This window comes from Bacillus sp. T-10(2022) (assembly GCF_056502895.1).
The window spans coordinates 3063512-3077481 of record NZ_CP113518.1 but is presented as its reverse complement, the minus strand read 5'-3'; the positions used below and the strand labels follow the sequence as shown (position 1 = coordinate 3077481).

Below are 13970 nucleotides of genomic sequence, written 5' to 3'. Positions count from 1 at the left end.
TGTGAACTAATTAGAATAGATGAGTCCGATTCTGGAATATATTCGTTTGTGGGAGATATAACTTAAAAACCAAAGTAATGCAAATTATTCGCCAATCGTATAGTTAAGGGTTTCGCTTTTGTGGTTTCATATATTCCAGTGTTGGGGATAATACATTATGAAAATGGATTTATAAAAAGATTAGGGGGGGTTTTTAAATGAAAGAATTATTTCGGTTATTGAAACAAGGTAATAAATCGGCGTTCATTGCTGCCTGTGTGAATAGTATCATCGCTGTGCTAAAGGGGATTGCTTACTTCATGACAGGGAATGTAGCTATGTTTGCTGAAACTTTACATACTTTGGGCGATGCTGCGAATCAGTTTTTCGTCTTCATTGGTTCCGCACTAAGTAAAAAGGCACCAACTGATCGATTCCCTGATGGTTTTGGACGTTTAGTTAACCTCGTATTATTAGGGGCAGTATTGGTTGTCGGGATCATGTCTTATGAAACGATTAAAGAAGGGTTTCATCACATTTTGCACCCTGCAGAATCAACTGGTATCCTTATTAACTTGTCCGTCCTTTCGTTAGCGGTTGTGTTGGAATCATATGTATTATTTAAAGCGATGAAAGAAGTGGTGCATGAGACTGGAATCGAAGCTAAAGGAGCAGCCGTCATATTTAAGAGCTTCTCTGGTTTAAAAAGAGCAAAACCAGCGACGAAATTGGTATTCATGGAAGATATGGTAGCGACCGGTGGCGGGGTGCTTGCGATAATTGCCATTTTATTAGCAAACTTCACTCCCTTCATCCAAGCGGAAGGAGTTGCTTCCGTCATGATCGGTCTCGGTATGTTTTATGTGGTTGGAAGGGTTTTTCTTGATAATGCTGCAGGTGCTCTTGGGGAAGCCGATATTGAAATGCGACAAAAAATCGGTACGATGGTCATGGATGATCCCGACGTAAGGGATATACAGAAACTGGCCGTATTAAAAGAAGGGGAAGACTTCCATGTTGAACTTGAAGTCGAACTTGATCCCCATATTTCAATCGCCCAAGCGGATGACATTAAAGATCGGCTGTTTAATGAGATATTCAAGGAAAGAGGGGTAACGGATGTTATTATAGAATTTGATGAAAATGATGGTGTCCCAAAATGGGAAGGTCAAATAAAAAAAGAATTGAATGAAATGAAAAAAGACAGGGAGTAGAAAGAATGGCAGAATATAAAGTGTCATGATAGAAATTTGTTGGGTTATAAATATCATGACACTAATGATAATGCCTGTTCAATTCTTCACGTACTTTCCTTACGTATGCATTATAAGCTATCATGGACTTAGTTACATAAAGAAGGATTATGAAAGGGTGAAAAAGATTGGAGAAACAAGATATTAAGCTAGTTGCACTTGATATGGATGGCACGCTTCTCAATAAGGCTGGAGAGATATCTGAAGAAAATCGCAGAGCGATAAAAGAAGCCGAAAATCAAGGGGTTTTTGTGGTATTGAGCACAGGAAGATCCTATGCGACATGCAGTGATTTTGCAAAGTCAATGGAACTTCAATCATACCTCATTACGGTAAACGGAAGCGAAATTTACGATAATCAAGGAAAACTGGTGGAAAGGAATATCGTCGATAGCGATTCCATAAAATGGATGTGGGAATTAAGCCAAAAACATGGTACTCATTTCTGGGCAATAAGCTGCGATAATATTTACAGGGCTGAAATGCCTGAGAAAATCCATGATTCGCAATGGCTTAAATTCGGATTTGATACAGATGATGAAAGCATTCGCAAAATCATCATGGATGAACTGGTATCAAAAGGAAACTTTGAAATAAGTAATTCAAGCCCGACGAATATTGAAGTGAATGCCATGGGCGTAAATAAAGCGAAAGCGATAAAGCTCGTATGTTCATTGCTCGATATTACTATGGATAATGTTATGGCAGTGGGTGACAGCCTTAATGACCTTGCAATGATTTCTGAAGCAAAAGTGGGTGTGGCAATGGGAAACGCCCAAGAAATTGTGAAAGAAAAAGCAGACTGGGTTACAGCGACAAACGAAGAAGATGGTGTGGCTAAGGCCATTCGCGAATGGGTGCTTTCAAATTGAATCGACACTGTATATGGGAACTACTCCATATACAGTTTTTTTATTAAAATGGCGCTGCCGAATTAATTTCTTGAAAATTGTGTATTTTAGAAGTATGATAATCTTGTAGTGTTATATTTTGGTAATATATTAATAATGGGAGGTTTAATGGATGACTAGAAGTTTGCCTGATCAGTGGTGGAATCAATTATCTTTACCAGTTATCTCAGCACCTATGTTTTTAATATCCGGTCCTGAGTTAGTGAAAGAATGCTGTTTGAATGGGGTGATCGGCTCTTTTCCAGCACCGAATGCGCGTCCGATAGAGGTACTGGATCAATGGATGGGTGACATAAACGACACATTGATTGCAGCAAAGGCTAAAGAACCAGGCTCTAAGATTGCTCCATGGGCAATGAATATGGTTGTCCACCGTACATATAGCCGGCTTGAAGAAGAGTTGGAATTGGTCAAAAAGCATCAGCCTCCCATCGTCATTACATCATTAGGTTCACCCAAACATGTGGTGGATGTCGTACATAGCTATGGCGGCTTGGTCTTTTCGGATGTCAGCTCTGTGGATTTTGCAAAAAAAGCTGCGGAGTCAGGTGTGGACGGATTGATCTTGGTTGCCGCGGGAGCCGGTGGTCATGCGGGTGAGATAAATAGCTTTGCTTTCGTGGACAGCGTAAGGACATTCTGGGACGGAATCATTTTGCTTGCCGGATCCATCAGTACTGGTCACAGTATTTTGGCAGCTCAGGCAGCTGGAGCGGATCTTGCATATATGGGTACTCGTTTTATCGTGGCGAAAGAGAGCAGGGCAAATGATGAATATCGTGAAATGCTTGTCGATTGTGATCATGATGACATCATCTTGACTGATGCATTTTCAGGCGTTAATTGTAATATGCTGAAACCGAGCATCAGAAAGGAAGGCATGGACCCGGAACAATTAGCCAAAAAAGAAAAAGTCGATTTTGACAGCATGTCCAAACCATCGGAATCTAAAGCGTGGCGTGATATTTGGTCAGCGGGTCATGGTGTAGGGGCAATTAAAAAAATAGATACCGCTGCCGGCATCATTAAACAATTGGAAAAAGAGTATCAGGAGTCCTTGGAGAAATTGACCGGGCAGGCGGAAAAATTAAAAGGAATTATATCGAAATGATATGAAAGCGCTTTATTAATTATGCTAATATAGCTAACAAAAAGGGTATCCATTATGGATACCCTTTTTTGCCATGTAATATCAGAGATATTTCATGATAAGTTCGTAATCAGCTAAAAGGGCAATCTAAATAGGATATAAAGAGAAAAGCAGTAAATATACGATATAAGACTGTGAAAAAATATTGATAAAAAGAAGGATAAATGTTATATTATTTTCGTGATACTGACCAAATGAACAATACGGTCAGTAATTATTGTTTGTTTAAAAATTATATATATTAAGGTGAACAAGAATTTAAATTATATATTGCAGAAGCAAATGACTTAATTATGTATTCTTCAATCAGTTTTCACCTAGATAGATTAATAAACGGCATATTCGCCGTATAGGAGGGCTTGGTAAGCGTGTTAAAATCTTTAAAGGGTGAATTTTTAGCCATAATAAAACATCCTATGATACTCATTTCCATAATAGGGATCATACTGATTCCTTTATTATATAGCGGCACGTTCCTGTGGGCATTTTGGGATCCATATGGTAAGGTCGACCAATTGCCTGTTGCCATTGTCAATATGGATGAGGGTGCGGAGTTCAATGACTCGGAACTTACAATAGGAAAAGATTTAGTCAAGGAATTAAAGGAAAAGAAGGATTTCGATTGGCATTTCGTCAGTCAAAAAGAAGCCAATGAAGGCCTCGAAAATCAAGATTATTACATGAAAATAGAAATCCCGAAAAACTTTTCGAAGAATGCAACGACCTTACAGGAGGACAATCCGGAAAAACTTGATTTAATTTATACGTCCAATGAAGGGTTCAACTATATATCGACTAAAATAGGTGACGCAGCTTCGGAGAGAATTAAAGGTGAGGTATCGTCAGCCGTTACGAAAACCTATGCGGAGTCAATGTTCGATAATTTGAACGAAGTGGCTGACGGACTCAAAAGTGCCAGTGATGGAGCTGGGGAATTGAAAGATGGGACAGATACAGTGAAGAACGGATCCAGTGAACTTGGTGAAGGGATTAACTCAGCTAAAGAAGGTTCCAAAAAAGTGGATGAAGGAATTGATTCCCTTCATTCAGGTTCTGTAGAAATCCACGAAAACTTGGAAAAATTAGCTGAAAAATCATTGACCTTTTCGAATGGGGTCGGTTCGGCGGCTGCGGGATCAAAAGAACTCAATCAAGGGTTACAACAGTTTAGCTCTGGTGTTGGACAAATGAAAGATGGGCAATCCGAGCTTTTGCAAGGAGCCAAGAAATCTGAAGCAGGAACTGGTGAATTGGCCTCTGGACTGCAGCAGTCATTAAAGGGCTTCAATCAAATAGAAGAAAAGCTGCCCGCTTTGACTGAGGGAGCAAATGGTGTAGCGGCTGGTGCTGCCCAGCTTTCAGGTTCATTGTCTGATTGGAGCGCAGCATCGAACGAAGCAAAAGCGGGGGCATCTGAAGTGTCGGCAGGTTTGGATGAGGTTATTTCCGGATTGAAACAACAATCTGAAGCTACAGATGATCCTGCGGAGAAAGCGCGTTTGGAGGAAGTGATTTCTTCTCTAACCCGCATCAGTGAAGGTAGTAAAGGAGTTTCTGAAGGAGTAGGGAAACTATCAGCCAGTGCAACTGAAATTGCTAAAGGCTCAAATAGCCTTAGTGATGGAGCAAATCAGTTAGGTGAAGGCACAAGTGCATTAAGCGGCGGTTTCACTCAATTAAAGCAAGCTCAGGATAAACTCGCCAATGGGGCGAATGAACTGAAAAATGGTCAAGGCCAATTGGTGTCTGGTTTGACAACATTTGGCGATAGTATAGATTCAGCGCAAAGTGGACTTGGACAGTTAACCGAAGGCAGCAATAACTTGGTAAGTGGGCTTGACCAGCTTGAAGATGGCTCCAAGCAATTATCAAGTGGAACCTCACAGCTTTCCGAAGGTTCGAAAGGTCTGGTTACGGGAACGGATAAGTTGAAAGAAGGTTCATCCAGCCTTACTAGCGGTATGGGAGAACTGGCGAATGGAGCCATTAAGTTGCAAGATGGAATCGCCAAACTTTCAGATGGATCTGCAGAATTACATGATGAATTGAATGATGGGGCAAACGAAGCAGGCAAGATAAAATCCAATGAAGAAGTATATGACATGTTTGCAAGCCCTGTTAAAGTGGATAAATTACCAATTAATAATGTCCCGAACTATGGCACAAGTTTTGCACCATATTTAATTTCATTAAGTTTATTTATCGGGGCTATCGTTCTGACGATCATTTTCCCGTTAAGAGATCCTGCTGTTAAACCGGCGAGTGGATTTAGCTGGTTTATTAGTAAATACAGCGTCATGGCTCTCATAGGAATCTGTCAAGCCATATTGGTGGACTCGATTTTAATTTTAGGCCTTGGAATCAATGTTACGAGCCTGCCACTATTTTTTGCAGTAAGCATTCTTGCTAGCTGCACATTCATGGCAATCATTCAGTTCCTTGGTTCAGCCTTTGACAATCCTGGCCGTTTCATAGCATTATTGATTTTGATTCTTCAACTGACAAGCAGTGGCGGAACATTCCCAAATGAATTGGTTCCTGGCTTCCTGCAAGGATTCACACCGTTCTTACCGATGACTTATTCTATTAATGCTTTTCGGGCAGTCATCTCAACAGGAGATTATAGCTTCATGTGGCATAACCTTGGCATATTGGCCATATTCCTCGTTGCTGCATTAATATTATCACTTCTTTACTTTATTTATCGGTATAAGAAATTGAACGGCGCGTTAAAAGAACAACAGGAAGAAGTAACTGTACAATGATCAAAAAAAACAGCGACCCGGCATGGGTCGCTGCAGTTTGTAGACAAAAGGGGTTCGGAATTAAAAAATTCCGAACCCCTTTTGAAATTTCCTTTAAATTTCCGCTTATCCGAACTGGCTTTCACTTGTGTGGAATCGACGAATAGTGCTCTGCACTTAATAACCTTCCTTCAGCAACTGTCATTAAGATACGATAAAAAATCTGTTAAAACAGGTCAGTATCTTTAAAGCGTCGTTCATAATTTTTCCCAAACGTTGAAAAGTGAGGCACTTTATCATGGAAACCATAGCCTAAGAACCAACGGTAAGCCATATTTGTTTCAACATCTTCTATTGTTTTACGCATGGGACGAATTCCAGGTATATTGAATTTAAGTCAGTTTAACTAATATAACTGGATCAATACTTGAGCGTCCTACCACTGAATACATATTTTTCATCAAATCATAAATGAAAAAGAAGTCAATGGCAGCCTCCATTTTACGAATCAAATGGTTCGCTGGCACCAGTTGATATCGCTAAAATGAATCATGTTTAGAAGTCATCCTTATTACCTCAAGTTTTATTAATACTATTTTAAAACAATGAAGACTTTAGGCAAAAGAGTTCTATCTAAAAGTTAAAACAAAGTTGATTGGAACGGAAGGTACGAGACTCCTGCGGGAAAAGAGTGTCCAAGGGAGACCCCACAGGCGCAAAGAGCGCCGAGGAGGCTCCCGGACCGCCCGCGGAAAGCGAGTGCCTGTAGAGGAAATCAACGTTCAAATTTGTACAAGCAAAAAAAACTGTAGACAAACTCGAATTTCATCGAGTTTGTCTACAGTCTGCAGCGACCCGGCATGGGTCGCTGTTTTTGATAAATATCAGGTAATAAGTGAAGTGCAGGAAAATAAGAGTGCCCCTAAAATAACACCCATCTTAAAGAAATGCATTCGTGTTCTCATGGAATGGGCAACGGTTTGTTTGTGACAAAACATTGGTGCAGCCTGAACAATGAAGTAATTATTTAAACGGCTATACCCTTGTCTTTTGAGATGCAGGTGCATATTTCTTCATCGGATTTTTTGCAATGACATCCTTTAAATAAGGATGTCCAGAAGGACCTGGTTTTCTCATAAGTTCCATTAGGTAAGAAATATCGTCCATGGCCCTGTGTGTTTGAAAATTGGTGATACTATGTGCCTGCAGTAATGTTAAGAGTTTACTATTCTCAAATCCGTATTGCTTCCAAGGTACATTCCGCATCGTACAGAACCACTTTTGATCATTGATTTCCGGATACATTTGGTAGAGAAAACTTCTGTCGAAAGAAGCATTATGTGCGAAAATCGAATCGGTACGGGCAATGAAAGATTTAATTTTTTCATCGTGAAAACTTTTTCCTTCTACAGAGCTGTATGGAATTCCATGAATTCTGTATGCTTGATCATAATTCCTTCTTGCTCCATAGGAGAGAGGTTCCCTTAAAAATGATTCTTGATCAATAAGATTAATGATTTCCCCTGTTTCACTGCTGTATGTAAAGAGTATAAGGGCAAGCTCGATAATTTCATCTGAAGAGGGACGTAAACCAGTTGTTTCTACGTCAAGTACTAAACCTAATCTATTAGACAATTTTTTTTCCTCCAGTTGGGTTACATTCTTCTATTATAGCTGACATAGAAGAGCTATTGAAAGTGTAATGATCGTTTTAAAGGATTTGAAATTGATAAAAGGTAAGGGTGAACTAACGATACTAAAAAAAGATAGAGATTTTAAGCAATCACTATCTTAGAGGCTACAGTTTTTTTTGCTTGTACAAATTTGGACGTTGATTTCCATTTCAGGCACTCGCTTTCCGCGGGCGGTCCGGGAGCCTCCTCGGCGCATATACGCCTGTGGGGTCTCCCTTGGACACACTATTCCCGCAGGAGTCTCGTACCTTACGTTCCAATCAACTATGTTTAAAAATTTAGATAGAACTCCTTTTGCCTACAAACTGAGATAGAAATTTTAAGCAATCTCTATCTTTTTTTATCCAATGAAGTTCATAAGCATTGCAAAATGCTTTCCAATTCATGTTCGGCAATTTGTACGAATTCTTCATTTTTTTGAAGGCTGAAAATGTTCTTGGATTGCCTTATATAGTGCAGTCCTTCTTCAGGTTGTTTCAGATGAACCAGATTCTTACCAGTTAAAAGATGGAGTTCCGCATATAAATATAACGATTCTATCGAATTACAAATGTTAATCCCTTTAAGAGTATGATTTAATGATTCCTGATAATAATGAAGTTCAGTCAATGTTTGTGCTAATCCATGAATGATCTTCACGATTATGGTACCTTCTTGATTCACATGGGGAATATTCTCGATAAATTCCAGTGCTTCTTTGAAGATGGTGATGGCCTCTTCATAATTCTTCGTTTTAAAATGGATGATCCCGATACTATTTAAAACTTCTATCTCCTGTTGATGAAGAATGACCCGTTTACCCATCGTAATCTGAATGGCCTCATTCAATAATTCTATAGCCTTTTGTTTGTCATTGTATAAATAAAAAAAAGAGATACCTTCATGCCATTTTAAGAATTGATAAAATGATATCGATTTTTCCGGTGCAGTTGCCATTTCTTTTTGGACGATTTCATAAATTGCTTCATAATTACGTGTCCGTTTGTATTTGTTTACCAAAAGTTTAATGGTTTCTATGTAATTATAAATCGGTTCATTTTTGGAAGTGAAGAAATACGGCAGGTCAACTTTAAGTTTATCCGCAAAAAGTGCCAATTCATCAATGTTTGGAGAAGTGATGCTTCTTTCATAATCTGACAGGGCATTAGGTTCACATATATCGCTAGCAAGTTCTTCCCTTGTAAGATTTTGTTTTATTCGTAATTCGTTGATAACAGAGCCAACCTCTATTTTCATTACAATTGCTCCTTTGTACCTATGTCTAGAATTCTATTTTAACATAATTTAATTTTTATCAGTAAGATAATTGAAAGATAGTATGATATAACTACTTTGCGTATCCCCACCACAAAAAATTATGAATTACGTTTTTTTATTGAAGCGAACTAATATGCCGTCTTATCAATAAAAAGTGAGAAAGGTATATAATCACGGATAATAGCAAGCATTAGATTAGGAATATAAGGATAAAAAAAGAGGCGGCAATCTGCCGCCTCTAACGATTTTAATTTCCAATGAATTGCTGGGTCCAATAGTGGGCGTATTTCCCTCCTGTCACATGCCCAATTCCAATATGTGTATAGTTCTTGTTCAGGATATTGGCCTTATGTCCGGGGCTATTCATCCATGATTTCATGACAGCATCCGCACTAGGTTGACCTGCTGCGATATTTTCCCCTGCGTACTCGTAGCTGATCCCAAAGGATTCCATCATATCGAAAGGCGATCCATAACTCGGGCTTGTATGATTGAAATAATTATTATCACGCATATCCTCAGATTTCAGAATTGCTACGTTAGAAACGGCTGTATCCATTTCAAGGGGAGGGAGGCCCGATTTTGAACGTTCTTCGTTAACTAAATTAAGAACCCGTTGTTCAACTGATTGACTTTCTTTTTGATTTACTGTGGTGTTGGATGCCGGAAGATTTATGATTTGTCCGATTCGAATTTGATTTGCATCCTTTATAGCAGAGTTCGTTTTGAGTAATTCGTCAAGGCTGACATCATATTCAGAAGCAATTTTCGTTAAGGTGTCTCCTTTTGCCACCTCGTAAGTATTGGCTCCCATTGCAACTTTTGGAGATAGTAGGGATAGGGACAGTGCCGATATAAGGATGATTTTCTTCATTTTGATTCCTCCTAGTAGAATATCTGGATTGGAAGTATAGTATGCTATAAAAATAGTTTTGTGTAAAATTAGCTCATTGAAATTCTTGGTTGCTATGGGGAAAAGGTATCAAATGGGAACAGAATTATAAGGGTCCTTATAACCCTGTAAGTGTTAATGGTAAACCAAAATCATAGGGCTTATTGATAGAGCGGAAAAAATATATCATGCAGAAAAAGAATCATTTTACGATTGCTGACTATTTTGTCAGGGGTAAATAATAAGGACATCAAAAATGATAAGTGGTTATATGGAACTAAGTGAAAAATATCATCCTATTAGGACTTTTATTATTGTTATGGTGGAAACGGACGGCTTAATGTGCCATAAATCGTCAGGATTTGATTACAAAGGGAGGACATGAGGACTCGGCATTGTACGTTAAGGAAAGGAATTTTTCAAAAAGTATTGTCCATTAAGACAGGTATCTCTTCATCATGAATAGAATTAAGTAGACAGCTGAATATACGGAGGGATTCTTCGATGTGGTTTAAGGAATTGGAAACAGAAAGGCTGCATTTAATCGAAATAGGTCACCATCATGCCGAGAGTCTGTTTGAAATCCTCTCTAAAGATGAAGTGACCAAATATGATGGGATAGAAAGTTTAACTCTAGTAGAAGATGCCCGCCGCTTAATCGACTCGTTTAAAAGTGCTTATATAAACAAACGAGGGATGCGGTGGGGAGTCATTCTAAAGGATTCAGGCAAATTCATCGGTACTGTTGGCCTGCATCAATTGAGCCTAGCCAACAAACGCGCCGAAATAGGATATGAAATCCATCCTGAATATTGGAGGAAACACTTTACGTCAGAAGCTGTCAACGAAGTATTGCGCTATTGCTTTGAAGAATTGAGACTAAACAGAATCGCCGCTTTAACTTTCAAGGATAATATTGCATCCAGAAACCTTCTGAAGAAATTTGGATTCAAAGAGGAAGGCAGCCTCAGAAGTTACCTATTCCTTCGTGATCAGTCGCATGATGCCCTGGTATTTTCCTTGTTGAGTACGGAGTATTGCCAGTTACGGCAACAAAGTGTTCAGGGATCAAATAGATTTTAGTTTAATATAGAAGATTGCAGCTGGCCCAAGTGCCAGTTTTTTTATTTGCAGATGATTTTATATCAGTAAAGGACAATATACATATTTTTCATGTTAAAATGGAATGCGGATTCATTAATCAGTCCGGCTGGACATAAAAAGGAGCAAAAATCATTGTGAAGATACTATTTCCGTTGCTTGCGGTCCTAGGCGGCATCACCATTGCCATACAAGGACAAATCAATGGTGGATTAGGGAAAAAAGTGGGGGTCATTGAAGCTTCTTTCATTTCATTTGGAATCGGGACACTCGCTTTATTATTTATTGTTTTGTTTGCAGGAAATGGAAATATTTCGGCGGTCGCGTCTGTACCAAAATGGCAATTGATAGGCGGACTGTTAGGGGCTATTTATGTCATTGTTATAATATTGGTTGTCCCTCAGATCGGAGTGGCACCTGCATTGGTCGGGGTTATCGCAGGCCAGATACTGATCGGGGCTGTCATTGACCATTTCGGTTTATTTGGAGGGGTACGCATCCCATTGGACGCAAAAAAGGTGGCAGGCATATGTTTACTTTTCGTGTCATTATATTTATTTAATCATAAATGAAGAAGGGTCATTTTTCATTGAAACGACGGGTACATATAGGGGAATATTTCTATTCCCCTATAGTTAATGCCTATTATTTGGAGAATGATTAAAGAGAACTAAATATTTTAATGAAGTAATGCATTATCCTGCTAAAATATATTATTTGAGCGGGGATGGTTTGCTAGGAAAGTTGTCTTAGTAATCAACCTGATATGAATTATTAGAATATTTAGAAATAAATAGACGAGAGAACCTATATGAATACTGATTTAGAGGTGTTTGGAAAAACACCTGGAAGTCGGAAGTCCTTTTAGGTGATCATTTCTATTTACCTAGTATCTAGATCGAATTGATTAGCAATTAATTACTATATTGTGAAAAAGTACTCACCGGTTTATTGATTTTTTGATTTATTCGTAATATACTTAAAATTCAACATCTTTAATTCGAGGTATAGTATCCTTGGCGAGGTGAAAAAAAGGTGATTTTTTACCTAGTAAACTGCATTAATTGCTTTTTTTAGGTAGAAATTAAGATTTATGCAAACGGTTCGCTAATTGTTTTGGGTGAATTTCTGCAATGAATGCTTCTACTTTTCCTCGCAATCATTATATGTACTATACGGAAGATTAATAGGTGTTAGAAGGATAATCTCTTAAATGGGAATATTCTAAGAAAGATTAAAGATGAGGGGGAATATTTTTTGAAAAAGTCTAAATTTTCAGTGCTTGCTCTTCTTATGGCCATCATGCTTATGCTTGCGGCGTGCAACGGCGGTTCGAAGGAAACTTCGAATGAAAAAGAAGGAGGCTCGGGTGACTCATCCGGATCAAAAGTATTAAACGTAAACAATTCGAGTGAACCTGGTTCGCTTCACCCTGCAAATGCTCAAGGTACTCATGAATCATGGATTCTTGAACATACGTTCGAGGGGCTGACAAAGAAAACAGAGGAAGGCAAAATCGTCCCTGGTTCTGCAGAATCATGGGAAATCAGTGAAGATGGATTAACTTGGACATTCAAATTGAAAGATGGTTTGAAATGGTCAAATGGAGATCCGCTTACAGCCAATGATTTCGAATACGCTTGGAAATATGCTTTGAAACCGGAAACGGCTGCAGATTATGCTTACCAACTTTATTATCTTAAAGGCGGGGAAGCATACAACAGTAAGAAAGGGAAGGAAGAGGATGTAGGAGTTAAAGCGACAGACGAACATACATTAGTCGTTACTTTGGAACAGCCTACACCATATTTCCTTGACTTGACTTCTTTCTATACTTTCTATCCAATCAATAAAAAGGTACAGGAAGAAAATCCAAAATGGGCTTTGGATGCAAAAACTCACGTTTCAAACGGGCCGTTCAAATTAACGGAATGGAAACATAAAGAAAGCCTGAAAATCGAAAAGAATGAAAATTACTACGATAAAGATAAAATCAAATTGGATGCAGTTAACTTTGCTCTAATTGAAGATGAAAATACAGCATGGCAAATGTATCAGAGTGGTGAATTGGACCTCGCTTATCCACTGCCAGTGGATATTCAAGGTCAAATGGTCAATTCTGATGATAAAGAATTCAAAATGGGCAAAGAACTTGCCGTTTACTATTACAACTTTAATACAGAAGTGAAACCTTTCAATAATGCTAAAGTAAGGAAAGCGCTTTCAATGGCTATCGAGCGTCAAAAAATCACCGAAAATGTTGCTCAAGGCGGACAAAAGCCTGCTTTCGGCGTAGTCCCTCCGGGTATTCCTGATGCATCTGGAGATTTCCAGGAAAATACAGGTAACCTATTTAAGGAAGATGTTACCGAAGCTAAGAAATTGTTAAAAGAAGGACTTGCTGAAGAAGGCATGAAAGAATTACCAGAGTTTTCAATTTTGTATAACACTTTAGATTCACACAAGAAAATTGCTGAAGCGGTTCAAGGAATGTGGCGCGATAACTTGGGTGTTGAAGTGACACTTGAAAATGCAGAATTCCAAGTTAAGCTTGACCGTGAAAAAGCTGGTGACTTTGAAATTTCCCGTGCAGGATGGGTTGGTGACTATGTTGACCCGATGACATTCATGCTTTGGGAAACGGACGGCGCGTATAATGATGCAGGTTGGTCAAACAAAGAATATGATAATTTATTAAAAGAAGCAAAATCTACAATGGATCCAAAAGAACGCATGGATGCTTTGCATAAAGCAGAGAAAGTCATGATTGACGAAATGCCGATCCTTCCGGTTTACTTCTATACAAAACCATATATGGTTAAATCGAATGTTACTGGAGTTTTTGCTCCAATTAACGCTTATCCGAACTTTATTTACGCGGATAAAAAATAATAGAAGGATAATAGTGAAATGGGAGGTATGTCCGATTAAGGACATACTCCATTTTTCAATTGCGAATTTGAATATTTCATGAATTCATTTCCGTTTT

General features: G+C 38.7%; 10 protein-coding genes and 1 pseudogene. 7 read left to right on the top strand and 4 right to left on the bottom strand.

Features of this window, described 5'->3' with window-relative positions; all coding sequences use genetic code 11:
- Window positions 1-197 precede the first annotated feature (197 nt).
- From OSJ91_RS15025 to OSJ91_RS15010, 4 genes are all read left to right on the top strand, one after another.
- Window positions 198-1193: a cation diffusion facilitator family transporter gene (locus OSJ91_RS15025; RefSeq protein WP_350298963.1), complete on the top strand. Its 996-nt coding sequence runs from the start codon at window positions 198-200 to the stop codon at window positions 1191-1193.
- A 167-nt stretch (window positions 1194-1360) separates the two neighbouring features.
- Window positions 1361-2104, top strand: coding sequence for a Cof-type HAD-IIB family hydrolase (locus OSJ91_RS15020; RefSeq protein ID WP_485889952.1), 744 nt, complete (start codon window positions 1361-1363; stop codon window positions 2102-2104).
- Between the two features lie 151 nt (window positions 2105-2255).
- A complete protein-coding gene (locus OSJ91_RS15015) occupies window positions 2256-3254 on the top strand; it encodes an NAD(P)H-dependent flavin oxidoreductase (protein WP_485889951.1) in 999 nt (332 codons plus the stop codon).
- Window positions 3255-3661: 407 nt separating this feature from the next.
- On the top strand, window positions 3662-6058 hold the full coding sequence (locus OSJ91_RS15010) for a YhgE/Pip family protein (protein ID WP_485889950.1): 2397 nt from the start codon (window positions 3662-3664) through the stop codon (window positions 6056-6058).
- A 95-nt stretch (window positions 6059-6153) separates the two neighbouring features.
- Here the strand turns inward: OSJ91_RS15010 and OSJ91_RS15005 are convergent.
- From OSJ91_RS15005 to OSJ91_RS14990, 4 genes and pseudogenes are all read right to left on the bottom strand, one after another.
- Window positions 6154-6567: pseudogene (locus OSJ91_RS15005) on the bottom strand (transposase); the annotation flags it as partial.
- Between the two features lie 505 nt (window positions 6568-7072).
- A complete protein-coding gene (locus OSJ91_RS15000) occupies window positions 7073-7672 on the bottom strand; it encodes an exonuclease domain-containing protein (RefSeq protein ID WP_350298958.1) in 600 nt (199 codons plus the stop codon).
- Window positions 7673-8085: 413 nt separating this feature from the next.
- Entirely contained in the window at window positions 8086-8967 is an 882-nt protein-coding gene (locus OSJ91_RS14995; RefSeq protein WP_350298957.1) for a helix-turn-helix domain-containing protein, read from the bottom strand.
- 268 nt (window positions 8968-9235) lie between these two features.
- Window positions 9236-9862: a CAP domain-containing protein gene (locus tag OSJ91_RS14990; protein WP_350298956.1), complete on the bottom strand. Its 627-nt coding sequence runs from the start codon at window positions 9860-9862 to the stop codon at window positions 9236-9238.
- Between the two features lie 522 nt (window positions 9863-10384).
- Between OSJ91_RS14990 and OSJ91_RS14985 the strand changes: the two genes are divergently transcribed.
- The 3 genes from OSJ91_RS14985 (at window position 10385) to OSJ91_RS14975 (ending at window position 13873) form a co-directional block, all read left to right on the top strand.
- A complete protein-coding gene (locus OSJ91_RS14985; RefSeq protein ID WP_350298955.1) occupies window positions 10385-10963 on the top strand; it encodes a GNAT family N-acetyltransferase in 579 nt (192 codons plus the stop codon).
- 155 nt (window positions 10964-11118) lie between these two features.
- Window positions 11119-11553 carry a DMT family transporter gene (locus OSJ91_RS14980; RefSeq protein ID WP_137017639.1) on the top strand — a complete coding sequence of 145 codons (435 nt, stop codon included), beginning with the start codon at window positions 11119-11121 and terminating at the stop codon, window positions 11551-11553.
- A gap of 685 nt (window positions 11554-12238) precedes the next feature.
- Entirely contained in the window at window positions 12239-13873 is a 1635-nt protein-coding gene (locus OSJ91_RS14975; RefSeq protein ID WP_230175882.1) for a peptide ABC transporter substrate-binding protein, read from the top strand.
- Window positions 13874-13970: the final 97 nt, after the last annotated feature.